General features: G+C 40.3%; 18 protein-coding genes. 4 read left to right on the forward strand and 14 right to left on the reverse strand.

The features are described 5' to 3' along the window. Positions 1-50 precede the first annotated feature (50 nt). From BTO23_RS19655 to trxA, 5 genes are all read right to left on the reverse strand, one after another. Positions 51-314 carry a 2Fe-2S iron-sulfur cluster-binding protein gene (locus BTO23_RS19655; RefSeq protein ID WP_060993413.1) on the reverse strand — a complete coding sequence of 88 codons (264 nt, stop codon included), beginning with the start codon at positions 312-314 and terminating at the stop codon, positions 51-53. After that, positions 311-2152, reverse strand: coding sequence for a 4-hydroxy-3-polyprenylbenzoate decarboxylase (gene ubiD / locus BTO23_RS19660; protein ID WP_105064382.1), 1842 nt, complete (start codon positions 2150-2152; stop codon positions 311-313). Before ubiD ends, BTO23_RS19655 begins: the two co-directional genes overlap by 4 nt. A gap of 99 nt (positions 2153-2251) precedes the next feature. Further along, positions 2252-3247 (reverse strand): hypothetical protein, encoded by a 996-nt coding sequence (locus tag BTO23_RS19665; protein WP_105064383.1) that lies wholly within the window; start codon positions 3245-3247, stop codon positions 2252-2254. A 161-nt stretch (positions 3248-3408) separates the two neighbouring features. Further along, positions 3409-4668 carry a transcription termination factor Rho gene (gene rho / locus BTO23_RS19670; RefSeq protein ID WP_060993416.1) on the reverse strand — a complete coding sequence of 420 codons (1260 nt, stop codon included), beginning with the start codon at positions 4666-4668 and terminating at the stop codon, positions 3409-3411. Between the two features lie 239 nt (positions 4669-4907). Beyond that, a complete protein-coding gene (trxA, locus tag BTO23_RS19675; protein WP_060993417.1) occupies positions 4908-5234 on the reverse strand; it encodes a thioredoxin TrxA in 327 nt (108 codons plus the stop codon). Between the two features lie 112 nt (positions 5235-5346). On the opposite strand from trxA, the gene rhlB reads away from it, so the two are divergent. Both rhlB and gppA read left to right on the forward strand, forming a co-directional pair. After that, entirely contained in the window at positions 5347-6651 is a 1305-nt protein-coding gene (rhlB, locus tag BTO23_RS19680; RefSeq protein WP_060993418.1) for an ATP-dependent RNA helicase RhlB, read from the forward strand. Between the two features lie 33 nt (positions 6652-6684). Then, positions 6685-8178, forward strand: coding sequence for a guanosine-5'-triphosphate,3'-diphosphate diphosphatase (gppA, locus tag BTO23_RS19685; RefSeq protein ID WP_061005003.1), 1494 nt, complete (start codon positions 6685-6687; stop codon positions 8176-8178). Positions 8179-8438: 260 nt separating this feature from the next. Here the strand turns inward: gppA and hemB are convergent, their stop codons facing one another. Beyond that, a complete protein-coding gene (hemB, locus tag BTO23_RS19690; RefSeq protein ID WP_061030379.1) occupies positions 8439-9452 on the reverse strand; it encodes a porphobilinogen synthase in 1014 nt (337 codons plus the stop codon). A 135-nt stretch (positions 9453-9587) separates the two neighbouring features. On the opposite strand from hemB, the gene BTO23_RS19695 reads away from it, so the two are divergent. Next, entirely contained in the window at positions 9588-10349 is a 762-nt protein-coding gene (locus BTO23_RS19695; RefSeq protein WP_060993421.1) for a TatD family hydrolase, read from the forward strand. Positions 10350-12470: 2121 nt separating this feature from the next. On the opposite strand, the gene tatC is transcribed toward BTO23_RS19695, so the two are convergent. From tatC to rmuC, 7 genes are read right to left on the reverse strand one after another with little or no spacing between them, the layout of a single operon-like run. Further along, the gene (gene tatC / locus BTO23_RS19700; RefSeq protein WP_061005007.1) at positions 12471-13226 is read right to left on the reverse strand and encodes a Sec-independent protein translocase subunit TatC; all 756 of its coding nucleotides are present in this window, start codon (positions 13224-13226) and stop codon (positions 12471-12473) included. Between the two features lie 2 nt (positions 13227-13228). Beyond that, positions 13229-13606, reverse strand: coding sequence for a Sec-independent protein translocase protein TatB (gene tatB, locus BTO23_RS19705; protein WP_060993423.1), 378 nt, complete (start codon positions 13604-13606; stop codon positions 13229-13231). 3 nt (positions 13607-13609) lie between these two features. Continuing rightward, positions 13610-13861: a Sec-independent protein translocase subunit TatA gene (gene tatA / locus BTO23_RS19710; RefSeq protein WP_060993424.1), complete on the reverse strand. Its 252-nt coding sequence runs from the start codon at positions 13859-13861 to the stop codon at positions 13610-13612. Between the two features lie 54 nt (positions 13862-13915). Continuing rightward, complete coding sequence (gene ubiB / locus BTO23_RS19715; RefSeq protein ID WP_060993425.1) at positions 13916-15547, reverse strand: ubiquinone biosynthesis regulatory protein kinase UbiB; 1632 nt, start codon at positions 15545-15547, stop codon at positions 13916-13918. Next, the gene (locus BTO23_RS19720) at positions 15544-16167 is read right to left on the reverse strand and encodes a ubiquinone biosynthesis accessory factor UbiJ (protein WP_061005014.1); all 624 of its coding nucleotides are present in this window, start codon (positions 16165-16167) and stop codon (positions 15544-15546) included. The genes ubiB and BTO23_RS19720 overlap by 4 nt, the downstream gene beginning before the upstream one ends. A gap of 11 nt (positions 16168-16178) precedes the next feature. Then, complete coding sequence (gene ubiE / locus BTO23_RS19725; protein WP_060993427.1) at positions 16179-16943, reverse strand: bifunctional demethylmenaquinone methyltransferase/2-methoxy-6-polyprenyl-1,4-benzoquinol methylase UbiE; 765 nt, start codon at positions 16941-16943, stop codon at positions 16179-16181. Between the two features lie 56 nt (positions 16944-16999). Next, the gene (gene rmuC / locus BTO23_RS19730; RefSeq protein WP_061005016.1) at positions 17000-18520 is read right to left on the reverse strand and encodes a DNA recombination protein RmuC; all 1521 of its coding nucleotides are present in this window, start codon (positions 18518-18520) and stop codon (positions 17000-17002) included. Positions 18521-18647: 127 nt separating this feature from the next. Between rmuC and BTO23_RS19735 the strand changes: the two genes are divergently transcribed. After that, positions 18648-19556 carry a DMT family transporter gene (locus BTO23_RS19735; RefSeq protein ID WP_061005018.1) on the forward strand — a complete coding sequence of 303 codons (909 nt, stop codon included), beginning with the start codon at positions 18648-18650 and terminating at the stop codon, positions 19554-19556. 76 nt (positions 19557-19632) lie between these two features. Here the strand turns inward: BTO23_RS19735 and tsrA are convergent, their stop codons facing one another. Then, a complete protein-coding gene (tsrA, locus tag BTO23_RS19740) occupies positions 19633-19917 on the reverse strand; it encodes an H-NS-like global regulator TsrA (RefSeq protein ID WP_060993430.1) in 285 nt (94 codons plus the stop codon). Between the last annotated feature and the right edge of the window lie 40 nt (positions 19918-19957).

The following is a 19957-nucleotide window of genomic DNA, read 5'->3' on the forward strand; positions in this document are numbered from 1 at the left end:
TGTAATTATTATGAGTATTGAGCAGTAAACTCTAATTATACGGGGAGGATTTATTCTAACAACAGCACTAAATCACTTTTTGCTGTAGCCTGACACGCAAATATCCACCCTTCTTGTTGTTCTTTATCGGTTAGAAGCGGCTCTAAATCGTAGTCAATCTCCCCTTCTAACTTTTTACATAGGCACATAGCACATGCACCTACTTGGCATCGATTCGGGTAATTAATTCCCGCTTCTAATGCTGCATCTAAGATGGTTTGCCCCTCTTCAATGCAGAACTCTTTTTGTTGTGGTAGTAAGGTTATTTTTTTCAAAAGATAGCCAACTCATCCCAAATAGCATCTATTTTCGCGACAACGTCAGGATCTTTTTTGATTGGTGTTCCCCATTCACGAAGACACTCATCTTCCAATTTATTGGTCGCGTCTAGACCCATTTTTGAGTGACCCGTTTCATTTTGTAAAAATAGCGTATCCCTTGCCGGGTCCATTCGTGTTGTCACTGCCCAAATAATGTCATTCCAGTCACTGACATCGACATCACCATCACACACAATAACAAACTTGTTCTCATCAAACTGAGACCAAACAGCCTCCATGATTTTCTTACCATTACCTGAAACTTGTTTATCAATAGATACCACAACCATTCTGGCATTGTCGTTTTGTAAATGGATATCGATAATTTCAGGACATTCTTTTGTTATCTCAGCTAAGCAGCCTTCAATATTTTCTCTATCTGTTGATAGTGATTCAACATCGGGTGACAAGGCTAACTCTGCATCCCATTTTTTCGTGATATCCAAGCCCATTTTTGAGCCTAACCCAACGACTGGCGAAGCAAAATCTAATGAATCAATTGGTGTGTTCTCTATCATCAAACTATCACGTGATGGATCCATATACTGAGCCATGGCAGCAGTCACTTGTGACCAGTCTCGAGCATTCACATCTTCTTCGCATACCAACACAAATTTAGTATACATAAACTGACGTAAAAAAGACCACACACCCATCATGACGCGTTTTGCATGTCCTGGATATTGCTTCTTCATCGTCACTACCGCCATGCGATACGAACACCCTTCAGGAGGAAGATAAAAGTCGATAATCTCAGGAAATTGCTTTTGTAGAATAGGGACAAACACTTCATTTAATGCCACACCTAATACCGCGGGTTCATCTGGCGGACGACCAGTATAGGTGCTGTGGTAAATTGGGTCTTTACGCATCGTAATATGAGTAATAGTAAATACATGATGTTTTTCAACTTCATTATAGTACCCAGTGTGATCACCATAAGGCCCTTCATCAGCAAATTCTGTTGGATCAATATAGCCTTCAAGTACAATTTCAGCACTCGCAGGGACTTCTAAGTCATTACTAATGGATTTAGTAATTTCAGTTCTGCTGCCTCGTAAAAGACCAGCAAAAGCATATTCAGATAAGGTGTCAGGCACAGGTGTCACCGCACCAAGAATCGTGGCAGGATCAGCACCAAAAGCAACAGAAATAGGGAAAGGTTCACCAGGGTTAGTTTCCATCCAATCTCGTAAATCTAAAGCGCCACCACGATGAGCAAGCCAACGCATAATCACTTTATTCTTACTTAATTTCTGTTGACGATAGATACCTAAATTCTGACGTTTTTTATTTGGCCCTTTGGTGATAGTTAATCCCCAAGTTAATAAAGGGGCAACATCATCGGCCCAACAACTCATTACTGGAATTTTATCTAAATCAACCTCATCACCTTGCCAAACAATCTGCTGACACGCCGCTTTACGAATTTTTTTAGTTGGCATGTTTAACACTTGTTTGAATACTGGCAATTTATCCAATGCATCTTTAAAGCCTTTTGGTGGTTCTGGTTCCTTTAAATACGCTAATAACTTGCCCACTTCGCGCAGTTCAAGAACGTCATTACGCCCCATACCAATCGCAACACGTTCTGCAGTACCAAATAAATTTGTTAATACGGGAATATCATAACCAATAGGATTTTCAAACAACAATGCTGGACCACCCGCACGTAAAGTCCGATCGCTGATCTCAGTCATTTCATAATGAGGGTCAATGGGGTGTGAAATGCGTTTTAACTGTCCTATCTTTTCCAAGTGGTCAAGAAAATCGCGTAAATCCTTATATTGCATCGCTATCTACATGTAGTGAAGTTTGAATAGATTATACCCAAACTGCCTCATATCCCCAACCTACTTCACAGCCATTAACTGGAGTTAAGTCTAATTACGCTAACGTTGCGACAATGCCAAACGTACATGTTGTTGGCGTACTTTGTTTCTCGCTGTCGATAAACTTTCTAACCATGAAGCATGACCATAATTAGCCAGATGCATAGCAACCGCACCGCCATCTTGAATATGATCAATCTTAGCTAATAAAAAGGTTTGAACCTCTTGAGGAAGTGGATGTAGTTGCGCGAGTGAAGCAAACGCATTCTGCTTTAGAGAAGGATTATTTGTTGCAGCCATTAACTGCTGAGTCGCAAATGGCTCAGGAGCTATATTCGATAATCGTTCCAACTCAGCCATGCTGTATTGATCTGTACGCATTTTCCATAAGATTTTATACATATCACTATTTTTAGATAACTGCGCTAAACGAACCATAACTTCAGTCGTTGGTAACCATACCGATAATGGATCGTTCGTAATTTGAGAAACCAAATAATCTAACGCTTCTGGCGTTAAACTGTCTAATTCAGCAAGAACAATCGATTGACGAACTCGAACTTCATGAGGATCACCAACTAACCATTCAGACAATACTAAGCGATGCTCTTCAGCGGCAAGTATAAAATCTAAAACTTGTTGATCTTTCGACATTTGGCTCAAAATACGGGAGGCAATACTAGAATAATCAAAGGCCAACTTAGTGACCACATAGCCATTACCTTGCTCTTTAATAGTATAAGTAGGATGGACAGATAATTGCTCTTTTAGCCAGATGGTTCCTTTAGGATCGAGAATCAGCTTCTGTTGTTCTATCTGCTGCACCAACATGAAACGAACAGCTTCCTGTTGTGGCATTGAAAGACGATTAAGAGAAAAGTTAAGTGTGATGATGTCTCCATCAATCAAATATTGATGCAGTTCATCGACCTTCTTATTGAGTTGCTGATCAACCAACAAACTTTGTACAAAGCTAGGTTGAATTTCTGACGCTGATACATGACCAACCAGCAAACTTGCAGAGAGGAGGATCGATGCTAACAGTCCTTGTCGCATATGTAGCTCCTTGAGATAAACTAAGTGGACATTCCTATTCCAAAGCTTAGTACAAACGATGATGCCGTCAAATTAACAAATAATCAACAAAAAACGCCACCTAAATAGGCAGCGTTTTCTTATTTATAGAGCTAAGTATCAGTTATTGAGTAAAGCCTCAATTATTGACGACGCATCGCATCAAAGAACTCATTGTTCGTTTTTGTCATTGATAACTTATCAATTAGGAATTCCATTGCATCTGTTTCGCCCATTGGGTGAACAATCTTACGCAGGATCCACATTTTTTGTAGCTCATCAGGCTTAGTTAAAAGCTCTTCACGACGAGTACCTGAACGATTAAAGTCAATTGCAGGGAATACACGTTTTTCCGCAATTTTACGGTTTAGGTGTAATTCCATGTTACCAGTACCTTTAAACTCTTCGTAGATTACTTCATCCATTTTAGAGCCAGTATCAACAAGTGCCGTTGCAATGATAGTTAAACTACCACCTTCTTCAACGTTACGAGCTGCACCAAAGAAGCGCTTAGGACGGTGTAATGCGTTTGCATCAACACCACCAGTAAGAACTTTACCAGATGATGGAATAACGGTGTTATAAGCACGAGCAAGACGAGTAATTGAATCCAATAGGATAACAACGTCTTTCTTGTGTTCAACAAGACGTTTTGCTTTCTCAATAACCATCTCAGCAACTTGTACGTGACGAGATGCAGGCTCATCAAACGTAGAAGCAATTACTTCACCTTTAACAAGGCGTTGCATCTCTGTTACTTCTTCTGGACGTTCATCGATAAGTAAAACCATCAACTCACACTCAGGGTGGTTATAAGCAATACTTTGAGCAATGTTTTGAAGTAGCATTGTTTTACCCGCTTTTGGCGGAGCAACAATCAAACCACGTTGACCACGGCCAATTGGAGATGCTAAATCAAGAACACGTGCTGTAATGTCTTCAGTTGAACCATTACCACGTTCCATACGCAAACGATCGTTCGCATGTAGAGGAGTAAGGTTTTCAAAAAGGATTTTATTACGAGCATTATCAGGACGGTCATGGTTAACAGCGTTTACTTTAAGAAGGGCAAAGTAACGCTCGCCATCTTTAGGTGGACGAATCTTTCCAGAAATCGTATCACCGGTACGCAAGTTAAAGCGACGAATTTGGCTTGGAGACACATAAATGTCATCCGGGCCTGCCAAATAAGAACAATCTGCTGAACGAAGGAAACCAAAGCCATCTTGAAGAATCTCAAGAACACCATCTCCAAAGATGTCTTCACCGCTTTTCGCATGTTGCTTAAGGATGGAGAAGATGATGTCTTGTTTTCTTAGACGAGCTAGGTTTTCTAGGCCTAATGATTCGCCAAGAGCAACAAGATCCGATACAGGTCGGTTTTTAAGTTCAGTAAGATTCATAGTGGTAGGTAGTTGTTTAGTCAAAATCAGATTCTATCTTTAGTTGATTTAAGAATGGATGACCTTCGAGCTCGGTCAAGAAATGAAATCGTATGAAATACGCCCGATAAATTATCACTTATTTGCATTTTAGTCTAGGGCTTGGCCCTGATTTCTAAGCTTAGCTTAGCTCAGATAAAACAAAACCGCACATAATTTCTCATTATACGCGGTTCTATCTGACTTAATTGCACCCTAGATTATAGGTTTGCATCAAGAAACTCTTTAAGTTGAGTTTTAGAAAGTGCACCCACTTTCGTTGCAGCTACGCCACCATCTTTAAACAAAAGAAGCGTTGGAATGCCACGGATACCAAACTTTGGTGGTGTTCCTGCATTCTGATCGATATTTAATTTACCAATCGTTAGCTTACCTTCGTACTCATCTGCGATTTCATCCAGAATAGGGGCAATCATTTTACAAGGACCACACCATTCTGCCCAGAAATCTACTAGTACTGGGCCTGCAGCATTGATCACACTTTCTTCAAAACCGCTATCTGTAAGCTGCAAAATTTTGTCGCTCATCGTCAACTCCAACGTTAAATTTAAAGGCTGATTTGATGATAACCAGCAAATTGATGCCCTATTTGAATGGAATACGTTTCGTATTGCAAGCTTTAACTGATATTCTATAGCAATGAAAAAGACGCACATCACAGAGCAAAAGTTTGCCGACCTAGGTTTAGAGCCTCAGGTCCTTGATGGTTTGAATGCAAAAGGGTTCATTAAATGTACTCCTATTCAAGCTAAGGCATTGCCGGTACTGCTCGCCGGCCAAGACATTGCAGGCCAAGCCCAAACGGGTACAGGTAAGACGCTAGCGTTCCTTACTGCTACTTTTAATCACCTATTAACGACACCTGCTCCTGAAGGTCGTAAAATTACGCAACCGCGTGCCATTATCATGGCTCCGACACGTGAATTAGCGATTCAAATCTTCAATGATGCAGAGTCACTAATCGCAAGCACAGGTCTAAAAGCCGCGTTAGCTTACGGTGGCGAACGTTATGAAAAACAACAGCAAGTGATTGAGCAAGGCGTTGATATTTTGATCGGTACTACCGGTCGTATCATCGACTTCTACAAGCAAGGTCACATTGACTTTAAGATGATCCAAGTGGTTGTTCTTGATGAAGCTGATCGCATGTTCGATTTAGGTTTCATTAAAGATATTCGCTTCATCTTCCGTCGTATGCCTGCGCCAACAGAACGCCTAAATATGCTGTTCTCTGCAACGCTATCTTACCGTGTACAAGAGCTTGCTTTTGAACACATGCAAGAGCCTGAACACGTTGTTGTTGAACCTGACCAAAAGACAGGTCATCGTATCCAGGAAGAATTATTCTATCCTTCGAACGATCATAAAATGGCACTTCTTCAGACATTAATTGAAGAAGAATGGCCTGACCGCGCGATCATTTTTGCTAATACTAAACACAAATGTGAATCAGTTTGGGGTCACCTAGCAGCTGATAAACACCGTGTGGGTCTTCTTACTGGTGACGTTCCACAGAAAAAACGTGAACGCATCCTAGAAGAATTTACTAAAGGTGATGTTGATATCCTTGTTGCTACTGACGTAGCCGCTCGTGGTTTACACATCCCACAAGTAACTCACGTATTTAACTTCGATTTACCAAACGAAGCTGAAGATTACGTTCACCGTATCGGTCGTACAGGTCGTGCTGGTGAAAGTGGTAATTCAATCAGCTTCGCATGTGAAGAGTACGCAATTAATCTTCCAGCAATCGAAGAGTACATTGAGCATTCAATTCCACAATCTGATTACGACTCTTCCGCATTATTAGAAGATTTACCTGCGCCATTACGTCTTCAACGTCGTCCGCAGCAAAATCGTCGTAACGGCAACAACAATGGTCAACGTCAAGGCGGAAATCGTAAGTACTCTCGCCCACGTCAACCTCGTAGCCCTCAAGCGTAATTTGAGTTCTGCGGAAAAAATTAAAAGGATGTTATGAAAAGTTCAACAATATCACCTATGTATGCCGCCATTGATTTAGGCTCCAATAGCTTCCATATGCTTGTTGTGCGTCATATAAATGGTAGTGTGCAAACCATGGCTAAAATCAAACGTAAAGTACGTTTAGCTGCGGGATTAGATGAAAACAACACACTCAGCCATGAAGCTATGCAGCGTGGGTGGGATTGTTTGAGCTTATTTGCAGAACGTCTGCAAGACATCCCGGTAGAAAATATTCGCATTGTCGGTACTGCAACACTGCGTGTAGCGACTAATGTGGATATCTTCTTAGAAAAAGCCAATCAAATCTTAGGTCATGACATTAATGTGATCGAAGGTGAAGAAGAGGCTTGTACGATTTACCAAGGGGTTGCACACACTTCTGGTGGTAATGGCCGTCGACTGGTTGTCGATATTGGCGGTGCAAGTACTGAACTGATTATTGGTGACGGTTTTGAAGCACAAGCACTCACAAGTCTAAAGATGGGTTGTGTCACTTGGCTTGAAGGCTATTTTAAAGACCGTGCATTAACTCAAAAAAACTTTGATGCGGCAATTACTGGCGCAAAAGAGACTTTAGCTCCTATCTTACAGCAGTACACCAACCTTGGTTGGCAGACTTGTGTTGGAGCTAGCGGCACGGTTCAAGCTTTGCAAGAAATTATGTTGGCGCAAGGCATGGATGAGGTGATTACCTTAACCAAGCTTAAGCGCCTTCAAAAGCAAGCAATGCAATACGAACATTTAGAAGAATTAGATATTGATGGGCTAACCCTAGAACGCGCCTTAGTGTTCCCAAGTGGTTTATCCATTCTTATCGCTATATTTGAATTACTAAATATCGATTCAATGACATTGGCTGGTGGCGCTCTACGTGAGGGGCTATGTTACGGTATGATCGAAGCACTTCAGCACGATGAAGTATGTCAACGTACGATTTGTAGCATACAAAAACGCTATCAACTAGATTTCGACTACGCTCAACAAGTTACTGATTTAGCAGAACAGCTTGCTATACAATGTGGTTCGGAATGGTTAATAGAACCTCAAGCTCTGCCGTTATTAAAAACAGCAACTCAGCTGCATGAATTGGGAATGTGTATTGATTATAAAAAAGCAGGTGAACACTCAGCTTACTTAATTAATGCATTAGATTTACCCGGCTACACGCGCGCGCAAAAACACCTACTAGGTGAACTACTTCGCCGCTACCGTGAGCAGTTCTCAGCTATGCCGACTCAACACGCGGTGTCTGATTTATCAGCCCAACGCATGTTACGAATCCTGCGTTTAGCCCTTATCTTAACGCATCGTCGCGATGTGTCTTTGGCTCCAGTTGTGACTCTATCTGAAAAAGACGATGTATTATCATTATCTATTAATAAGAAATGGTTAGCAGCAAACCCTCTAACTAGAGCGGAGTTGGAAATTGAAGCAGATAAGCAAACGAATATTGGTTGGGATTTGGTTATAGAGCCAAGAAACTAGAACGCTTCGCTTCTATAAGAGCAAACTCAAGAGCTAGATTGGTACTAAATTCAGGATTCAGGATTCAGGATTCAGGATTCAGGAAAAATAAAAGCATGATGATTAACTAAAATCATCATGCTTTTTTGTTTTTTGAATAAAGAACTTACAGCATTCAAAATTCTTACTTTTATAGTTTCTAGTTAGCGCAGCATATAGTCTCTAGTTAATACCAAAGCTACCCCTTGAAACCTTTAAGCGAAGCGATCTGAACCTTACTCTTATTTCTCTTCCGCCAACCACTCAGCTACATCTTTCGCAAAGTAAGTTAGGATGCCATCAGCACCTGCGCGCTTAAAGCATAATAAAGATTCCATAACCGTATCACGCTCACTCAGCCAACCATTCATAATCGCAGCTTTGTGCATCGCATACTCACCGGATACTTGATAAGCAAATGTAGGAACTTGAAGTTCAGTCTTAACACGACGAACGATATCTAGGTAAGGCATACCAGGTTTCACCATTACCATATCCGCACCTTCATTGATGTCCATTGCCACTTCGTGAATTGCTTCATCACTGTTAGCAGGATCCATCTGGTAGTTCTTTTTATTGCCACCTTTCAGGTTCGATGAAGAGCCGACAGCATCACGGAACGGACCGTAGTAGCAAGACGCATATTTTGCAGAATATGCCATGATTTGCGTATGAACGTAACCCGCTTTTTCTAGCGCTTTACGGATCTCACCGATACGACCATCCATCATATCTGACGGAGCTACCACATCAGCACCCGCTTCAGCATGCGATAATGCCTGCTTGATAAGTACTTCTGTTGTTACGTCATTCATTACGTAACCATCTTCATCGATGATGCCATCTTGACCATGAGTCGTGAATGGGTCTAATGCGACATCAGTAATCACTCCTAGCTCTGGTACATGAGCTTTAAGCTCTTTCACTGCACGTTGAACTAACCCTTCAGGGTTGTGTGCTTCTGCAGCACATAAGCTTTTTGCATCTTGTGAAACCACAGGAAAAAGTGCAATAGCGGGGATCCCAAGATCATATAAACGCTGTGCTTCTTCAAGTAATAAGTCGATCGATAAGCGCTCAACACCAGGCATTGAATCAACACTTTCACGACGATCTTTACCCATCAACACAAACATCGGATAAATTAAATCATTTACGGTTAACTGGTTCTCAGCCATTAGACGACGGCTAAATTCATGCTTACGCATACGACGCATACGACGGTTTGGAAACGTACCTTGAATGGATACAGACACACTGAGCTCCTTTTGTATTTATGATGCAATCAATATATACCCATCGCCTTTTGAATCCAAATTTTCTTAGAGATCTGATTTTTACGATTAACTTGGTATGATAGAAAATATAATTTTAATAAAAGAGCCTTAAATATGATTGATACCCACGCTCACATATATGCGAAAGAATTTGATGAAGACCGAGATTTAGTGGTTCAGCGCGCCTTAGCACAAGGTATTGATCAAATTTTATTACCAAATATCGATTTAGAATCTATCGAACCAATGCTTCAAACCGAAGCTGCCTACCCTAATATTTGTCGCTCAATGATGGGATTACACCCTTGCTATGTAAATGCAGATGTTAAGCAAACCCTAGCAACAATCCACTCTTGGTTTGAGAAACACAACTTCATTGCGGTAGGTGAAATAGGTATTGACCTATACTGGGACAAAACCTTTAAAGCTGAACAAGAGATGGCTTTTATCACCCAATTAAACTGGGCAAAAGAGATGAAACTGCCTGTTGTTATCCATACTCGTGATTCTATTGAAGAAACATTAACCCTGCTTAAGCAAGAGCAAGATGGCTCATTATCAGGCACTTTCCATTGCTTTGGTGGTTCTGTTGACGAAGCGAAAGCAATTAATGATTTAGGCTTTCATCTTGGTTTAGGCGGCGTTTCTACCTTTAAGAATGGTGGTATGGATAAAATAATCCCTCATCTTAATATGGATTACTTAATTCTAGAGACCGATTGCCCATATTTAGCCCCTGTACCTCATCGTGGTAAACGTAATGAGCCAGCGTATACGCAATTAGTTGCTCAACGTGTAGCTGACTTACGTGAGATAAGTTTAGCGGATGTGGATGCGATTACGACGGCGAATGCGAAAAGACTTTTTGGGATTTAAGAGAGAAAAATAGAGTTCAGAATTAAACCCTGCATTCACAACCCCTCCTAGCCTCCCCTTATATCGACATTGGTGATCACATAAGATATTTACTCAAGGGGAGGAACTGTCTTGTGATCGCTGAAATAACCACACCACAGAAGGTTCTCCTCCCTTTACCTATGAATTACTGGGAGCAATAATATCAATACAAGGGGGAGTTAGAGGGGGTTGTTGATACCATATTTCATCAAGATTCTGAATCAGATTTTGCTCTTATAGAAGCGAAGCGGTCTAGCCTCTAGTTAGCGCAGCGTATAGGTTTTTACTTTGCTCTAAACAAGAAAAACCCCGGTAGACTCTCGTCCAACGGGGTTATAACTTTACTCGCAGCAATCCGGCTACTAATGGTGCTCCATGCATCAAATCCTTGATAGTATACTGATTCCTTCAGTGCATTCCTTTCTCGCTATCCTAGCGGTGTCCTTGATCTTATCCTGATCCGTTAACAATCCGTAGTTAACTCTCTTCACTTGTTCCTTGAGCGGTGTCCCTTACATCATCCTGATGTGCAATCCATTTTCCTCAATCCTAGAGGTGTCCATCGTCTTTCCTTAGTAGCAACCATCCTAGTTACTATTGCGTCCATTCAATGTCCATTTTGCTATCCGTGCCGATTACTAATCCTAAGTAACCGAGTGCCTCATCCTGAAGCGTACCAAATCCTTGGCTAGTTCCTGTTCCGTGTCAGCATCCTTCCGACACCAATAAGATTACGCTTTTCATTATTTTCAGCAATAGACTAAATTCAAACTTTTGCAAAAAGAATTATCCTACTTTCAATAGTAAAATTAAAAAATATACATATCAATAACTTAACTAGTAATTAGTTCAATTTAGACATGAATAAAGCGAAAATGCGCACTTGTTTGTGAGAGATCTCGCACACGGGTAATGGGGTTTTGGGAATAAGGATTCAGATCGCTACGCTTAAAGGTTTCAAGAGTGAGCGTGGTAAGTGATAAATACAACTAGAAACTATAAGATCAAGACAAAATACGGAGCAATTAACACCTGTATTCACAACCCCTCCTAGCCGCCCCTTATATCGACATTGGTGATCACATGAGATATTTACTCAAGGGGAGGAACTGTATTGCGAGCGCTAAAATATCCGCACCAAAGAAGGTTCTCCCCCTTTATCTATGAATTCCTGAGAGCGATAATATCAATATAAGGGGGAGTTAGAGGGGGTTGCTGACACCATAATCTATTAAATTCAGAATCAACTCTCGCTCTTATAAAAGCGAAGCGTTCTAGCCTCTAGTTAGCGTAGCGTATAGGCTTTTACTTTACCCCAAACAAGAAAAACCCCGCTAGACTCTCGTCTAACGGGGTTATAACTTTACTCGCAGCAATCCGGCTACTAATGGTGCTCCATGCATCAAATCCTTGATAGTATACTGATTCCTTCAGTGCATTCCTTTCTCGCTATCCTAGCGGTGTCCTTGATCTTATCCTGATCCGTTAACAGTCCGTAGTTAACTCTCTTCGCTTGTTCCTTGAGCGGTGTCCGTTACATCATCCTGATGTGCAGTCCATTTACCTCAATCCTAGAGGTGTCCATTGTCTTTCCTTAGTAGTAACCATCCTAGTTACTATTGCGTCCATTCAATGTCCATTTCGCTATCCGTGCCGATTACTAATCCTAAGTAACCGAGTGCCTCATCCTGAAGCGTACCAAATCCTTGGCTAGTTCCTGTTCCGTGTCAGCATCCTTCCGACACCATTGAGATTACGCCTTTCACCTATTTCAGCAATAGACTAAATCCTAATTTTTGCAAAAAAAAATATACGTTATTTACCACGAAAAACAAAAGTATTAAATTTCAACAAGTTAACTAAAAACCGATAATTTTCGACTACAAATAAAGCGCCAAATCTCACTAACTTGTAAGAGATCTCGCACACGGCTTTTCCATTTTATCTCTACTATCTCTCATGCCTTAAAAATCTAACCGTGATACTGATCACTCTATAGCCGAATAAAATAAAATAACGCCCTATTTATGGCTTAAAAAAGAATAAAAAAAAGCGCTGATATAGTATCAGCGCTTTCAATTTTATTTATTCTAACAAGTATTATGCTTCGTCTTTTTCCATGTCATCTTCATTTTCTTCCCTTACATAAAAACGAGAGAAGAACAAACCGAACTCAAACAGAATACACATAGGTACTGCAAGTAGGGTTTGAGAAATAATGTCTGGCGGTGTTAGCATCATACCCACAACAAACGCACCGACAACAATGTATGGACGTTTTTGCTTTAAGGTTTCAGGTGTTGTTGCTCCTGTCCAACATAATAAAATGATGGCGACGGGAATTTCAAACGCGATACCAAAGGCAAGGAATAAAGCTAAAACAAAATCAAGATAACTGGCGATATCCGTAGCAACTTGAACGCCTTCCGGTGCAATGTTTGTAAAAAAGCTAAACACTAACGGAAAAACGATAAAGTAAGCGAAAGAAACGCCTGCATAAAACAACATTGAGCTTGAGAACAATAACGGCATGATCAGTTTCTTTTCATGCTTATACAGTCCAGGAGCTACAAATGCCCATACTTGATAAAGAATCACTGGAACAGCGACAAATATCGATGCCACCAAAGTCAGCTTTATAGGCGTGAAAAATGGTGACGCGACATCAGTTGCTATCATCGTTGCACCGGCTGGTAATCTTTCTACCAACGGCGCTGATAAGAACTCATAAATGTCATTAGCAAACCAGACCAGACCTAAAAACACCACGATTACGGCAATTAATGCCTTTAATAGACGGTTTCTTAGCTCTAATAGGTGAGTTAACAACGGCTGAGAGTGTTCAACTGATGACATAATTACTCTGCTTTTGTTTTAGAAGTTGAATCAGATGTTACCGGCGTTTCTGTATCTACTTTTGGAGTATCTACAGTTTCTTCTGGTTTTGCATATGGGCGAGTGACATCAGCTGCCGCTTGCTTTAACTCTTCTACTGATTTTTTAAGATCAGGCGCTAAGTCTTCCATATTCATCTGTTCTGCTTTACGCAAATTTTCTTGTAACTCTTGTATCTTCAGCTCTTGTGTCAGCTCATCTTTGACGTTATTCGCCATGCTTTTTGCTGCCCCAACAAACTGAGCCACAGAGCGGATCGCTTTTGGTAAACGTTCCGGTCCTAATACAACGAGTCCAACAACAGAGATCAGTATCAGTTCCCAAAAACCGATATCAAACACGTGTTATGCCTGCTCTTTGTCGTTTTGCTTTTGTTTTTCTACTGTCTCTGCTTCTTTTTTCTCTAAGTTTTGAGGAGCAACAAAATCAGCGTCTTTTTTCGCATCTTTTGCTGTATCTTCTTCACTTATCGCTTTTTTAAAGCCTTTAACTGCAGAACCCAAATCACTGCCTACACCGCGTAATTTTTTCGTACCAAATAACAGAACGATAATTACTGCAATAATAAGAAGTTGCCAAATACTAATACCACCCATGCTTGTTTCCTCAGCGTGTTAGGGTTAAAAAATTGCTAATCAGAATAACGCTTATCAACGATATGCTCGCCAGCTTAATAGCCAAAACGTGATTCCTGTAGCAGCACTAATTGATGCTAACGCAGTAATGTTACTGGTTAATAACACCGCAGAACAAATCAGCAGAGTTGCTCCAACATTAAATAGGAATTGTCCTTTCGCTTGTTGACGCTTACTTTGACGATAACCTGCGTAGAGTTTATCCATTCGTTGATTGAGAACTTTGCCCTGGCGCAAACTGTCATAAACTAAATCTGGTAGTTCTGGCAATTTTTCAGCCCAAAATGGCGCTTTCTCACTCAAAGCAGTCACGAAGGCTGCCGGTCCAATTTGTTTTGCCATCCACGTTTCTAAAAACGGTTTGGCGGTTGCCCATAGATCCAGTTGAGGGTACAGCTGTCGCCCTAATCCTTCTACGTACAACAATGTTTTTTGCAATAGAACCAATTGCGGTTGCACTTCCATATTAAAACGACGTGCTGTATTAAATAAATTCAATAATACATGCCCAAAAGATATCTCACCTAATGGCTTTGCAAATATTGGCTCACATACCATGCGGATCGCAAATTCAAATTCTTCGACATTAGTGTCCGCCGGAACCCAACCTGAATCAACATGTAATTGTGCGACTTTACGATAATCACTATTAAAAAAGCCTAATAAATTTTCAGCTAAATAGCGCTTATCTTCTTTATTGAGTGTTCCAACAATACCACAATCTAATCCAATCCATTGTGGATTATCTGGATTATCTGGATTTACAAACACGTTCCCTGGGTGCATGTCCGCATGAAAAAAGCTATCTCTAAACACTTGAGTAAAGAAAACAGACACACCACGTTCCGCTAATAGCTTCATGTTGGTGTTATTTCTTTCTAATTGTTCAATATCAGAAACTTGAATACCATAGATACGCTCAGACACCATCAAGTTTTCAGAGCTTAAATCTAAAATAACTTCTGGTACATACAACTCTTCACTGCCTTCAAAATTACGGCGCAGCTGCATTGCATTACTGGCTTCTCTTCTTAAGTCTAGTTCATCAAGTAAGGTTTTTTCGTATTCTTCAATAACTTCAACAGGCTTTAAACGACGAGCTTCTGGAATGTGTTGCTCAACTAACCCTGCCATTCGATACATTAATCGAATATCAGCTTCAATAACTGGACGAATATCAGGACGAATAATCTTAAGTACTATTTCTCGGCCTGACTCTTTTAGCTTTGCTGTATGTACTTGAGCAATAGAGGCAGAGGCTAAAGGAATAATATCAAACTCAGTAAACCAATTTTCTAATGGCCCACCCAGTGCAATTTCCATTTGATCTTTAGCTAATTGGCCATCAAATGGAGCGACTTGATCTTGCAGTAATGCCAGTTGATCGGCTAAATGAGGAGGAAAAAGGTCACGACGAGTTGACATCATTTGACCAAATTTAATCCATACAGGTCCTAACTCTTGTAGCGCCAAACGTAAGCGTTCACCTAATGGTTTCTCTGGATATTTATTTTTTATCCAGAAAAGCCCTCGACGTAAACGCTTTGGTAGTTGAGTTAACGCGTGATCAGGCAGCAGTTCATCTAATCCATACTCAAGCTGAACCTTGGTGATGTGATATAAACGCTTTAGCTCTGATGGTGTCATGCGCGCTCCATTGGATAAGCATTCAATAATCGCGTTAAACGAACATCAAGATCCGCAAGTTGAGTATCAACATCAGAAACTTGATCACAAAAATGCGCAATTTCTAACGGCGCTGGTGCAATTTTCCATTCTTCAGTTAACACTTCTGCCGCGTGACGTGTTTGACGAGAAATTTGTTTCTTTACCCAACACGCACTGTTTTTTACACCACTCACTAAAGTATGAGCAACAATATCACCAGTATATTGGGAAAGTTTCTCTTCCACATCCGGTTTAAGCTCAGTTAATAACGCAGAGAATTGTTGTGCGAGGTTAAGATCACCTTCAAGCACCAACTTATCTTGTTTTATTAATTGAGTTATGTTGTTTTTCTCACGCAGTTGCGGCAAAACAGAAAGGTTTAAAGCAAGGTAGCAATCGACCTCACCTTCAAACTTTGACAGGATATCTACTTGCTGCTGACTAAAAATAAAATACAAATCTTTGTTCACTTCATTTAAATGAACATGAATGATTTTTTCTTTTAACCTAAGCAGCGCAGCTTTGCTATCAGGTGATTCTTTTAACAGAGTATTTAACCCTGTTTCCATTACGCCTGTTACAAACGGTTCTAATGGCATTATTTTATCCTTTAAAACTTATAGCCACGGTGCAACGCAACGATACCACCAGTAAGGTTGTAATAGTTTGCTTGCTCAAAACCAGCGTCTTCCATCATGCTTTTCAGTGTTTCTTGATCTGGGTGCATACGGATAGATTCAGCTAAATAACGGTAGCTATCTGCATCGTTCGCGATTAACTCACCCATTTTAGGTAATAAATGGAAAGAGTATGCATCGTAGATTTTTGATAGTGGTTCAAGAACTGGCTTGGAGAATTCTAAAACTAACAAACGACCACCCGGTTTTAATACGCGGAACATCGAACGTAATGCTTTATCTTTATCTGTAACATTACGAAGACCAAAGCTGATAGTAATACAATCGAAATGATTATCAGGGAATGGCAGCTCTTCAGCATTTGCTTGTACGTAGTTTACGTTACCAACAATACCCATATCACGCAGTTTATCACGACCAACATTCAACATTGAGTTGTTGATATCAGCTAGGATAACTTGACCTTTTTCACCGACAATACGAGAAAACTTAGCGGTTAAGTCACCAGTACCGCCGGCTAAATCAAGAACTTTATGGCCAGGACGTACGCCACTGCAATCAATAGTGAATCGTTTCCAAACACGATGTACACCACCAGACATAAGGTCATTCATGATGTCGTATTTTGCAGCTACAGAGTGAAATACTTCTGCAACTTTCGCGACTTTTTCATCTTTCGCGACTGTAGTGAAGCCAAAGTGCGTTGTTTCTTCAGCAATGTTCATCTTGTCCGTCATTTTTCGTCCTCTAGAGATTGTTCGCTGAATCCCTACACTCTGAATTCAACAGCGCTCTAGTCTACTTTATCCAACCCATTATCACCAAGTGTTTGCATCGTATCTGCTTCAAAAGATTGTTCAATAAGACGACGATTTATATCTCGCTTTACCTCAACACCCAATTCTTTAAAGCTTTCAGCCTGACGAATAATGTTGCCACGCCCTGTTGCTAATTTATTCATTGCACCTTGATAGCTTTGATTCGCTTTATCTAACGCACCTCCGACGGCTTCCATATCATCGACAAATAAACGCATTTTGTCGTATAACTTACTGGCACGATCGGCGATGATTTTTGCGTTCTGATTTTGTCTTTCATTACGCCATAAATTACTGATGGTTCTTAGCGCTACAAGTAACGTCGTTGGACTTACGATGATAATATTTTGCTCCATCGCGTCCGAAATTAATGATGGATCGGCTTCAATTGCAACTTGGAATGCCGGCTCTACAGGAATAAACATTAATACATAATCTAAACTGCGTAAGCCATTTAATTTGTGGTAATCCTTTTTACTTAATCCACGTAAATGCGCACGAATAGCCATTAAGTGTTCATCAAGTGCTTGCTCTTTTTGATTAAAGTCATCGCTATTAAAAAATCGCTCATACGCAACCAAGGTCATTTTTGAATCAACCACGACATCTTTCTCATCAGGTAAGTGAACAATCACATCGGGATAAAAACGTTTGCCATCTTCATCATCCATACTGACTTGAGTGTCGTATTCATGACCTTCTCGTAAGCCTGATTCTTGTAAAACTCGCGCAAGAACAACTTCACCCCAATTGCCTTGTTGTTTATTGTCACCTTTTAGCGCGTTGGTCAGGTTTACCGCCTCCTGTGTCATTCGCTCATTAAGTTGCTGTAAGCTTCGAATTTCATGAACTAAGGTGTGGCGTTCTTTCGCCTCAAAACCAAAACTATCATTAACCTGTCTTTTAAATCCTTCTAACTGCTCTTTCAATGGTGACAGCAAACCTTCTAAACTAATTTTGTTCTGCTCATCGACCGTTTTGGTTTTTTGTTCAAACAGCTGGTTAGCTAAATTTTCAAATTGTTGTTTTAAGCGTAGTTCAGCACGCTCTAATAATTCCATTTTTTCTAAACTGGCTTTGCGCTCTTCTTCATGACGAGCTTCCTGCTCTCGTAATTCAGCTTCGATATTTGAGTTTGCTTGGCGAGAAAACTCCAGTTGCTGTGTAAGAAATTCTTTTTCTTTTTGAATTGCTTCAAAATAACGAAGTTTTTCCATCGCTGCCATTAAACGGCCATGTGATTGCTTTTGTTCTTGCGCTAACTGATCTCTTTCACCATCTAACTCATCGAGTTCTGTTTGCTGTTTTTCTAATTGCTGGGTTAATTGGCTCAATTGATTATTGTTGAGTTTTTTTTCTGATTCTAATTCATGCTCTAACAACGCTAATTCTTGCTGATTTCGGCTATTAGCCAACACATGAGCGACAGCATAAGCAATGCTTGCTCCAACAAAACCAAACAATAAATGGCCACCAAATTGATTCAAAAATTCCATAACTCACTCAATACAAAAACTTATTCTTATAGGATATTTTGATACTGGATAAATGTCCAGTTAACACTATTTTACAAGCACAGGTAAACTCCTGCCTTAAATGGATTTCTAATTGAGAATAATAACAATGAACGAACGTCGCGCTTTAGGATTTGGCATCGCTGCGGTTCTATTATGGTCAACCGTCGCCACCGCTTTTAAAATTACATTGGAGTTCTTTACCCCAACTCAAATGCTGACAATTGCTAGTGCAGTATCTATCCTTGCTTTAGTTGCTGTTGCTGCCTACCAAAAAACATTATCTAAACTCGTTGATACTTTTGTTGCCAACCCTTTGTATTACATTTTACTTGGCGCAATTAACCCTCTTGCTTATTACTTGGTGTTATTTAAATCTTATGATTTATTACCCGCATCTCAAGCTCAGCCTCTAAATTACAGCTGGGCAATAACACTCACATTAATGGCTGCGGTTTTTCTTGGTCAAAAAATCAGAAAACAAGATTGGATTGCTTGTGTGTTGGGTTATTTAGGTGTGATAGTGATTGCAACCAAAGGTAACGTCTTGGCGCTAGAGTTTGATAGCCCACTAGGCGTGGGGTTAGCGTTGTTTTCAACACTGCTTTGGGCTGGGTATTGGATACTGAACACCAAGAATAAAGCGGACCCAATTTTAGGATTACTGCTCGGTTTCTTAGTCGCGCTTCCAGTAGCAATAGGTTTAAGTTTTTATGAAGGTGCTCCTTGGGCTCATATCCCAATGAGTGGTTGGTTGGCCGTGTCTTATGTTGGGCTATTTGAAATGGGGATCACCTTTGTTTTATGGCTATCTGCATTACGTTTAACTCAGAATACCGCCCGTATTAGTAACCTGATTTTTGCTTCTCCTTTTATTTCTTTATTACTACTCGCGAATATTATCGGTGAAGAAATACATCCATCAACTCTAATTGGTTTAATTATGATTGTATGTGGATTATTGATACAGCAATTCTACGGTAAGAAAAAGGAACAAGCAGAGATTGCTAAGAGTTAATACTCATCCCTAACCAAATTTTAAATATAAAAAAAGCAGCGATCATTCGCTGCTTTTTTTATTTATACCGCTATAGTTATTTACCTGCTAGATAAGCTTGGAAGTCTTCTAAAGAAACTCCTTCTTTCGCCATCTCTTCAGCTAATTTCTTTGTCGTTTCGCCTTTGCGCTCTTCAATTACCACTTGAAATTGGTAAATAAGATCACGCAATGTAGGAACAGACACTTGGCGCGCAGCACTTCTTACGCGCTCTTGACTTTGGTTTCCTAACTCAGATAAAAGTTTACCAAACATTAATTTTTCTGGTGACTCTTCCATCTGCTCTAGAACACGAGCCATTTCAATAATAGACATCGACATTGCGTGTTTTGCCTTTCAGTTGTCAATATTAGTAATAATG

It is taken from the genome of Aliivibrio sifiae, from assembly GCF_002954715.1.
Taxonomy (GTDB): Bacteria; Pseudomonadota; Gammaproteobacteria; order Enterobacterales; family Vibrionaceae; genus Aliivibrio; species Aliivibrio sifiae.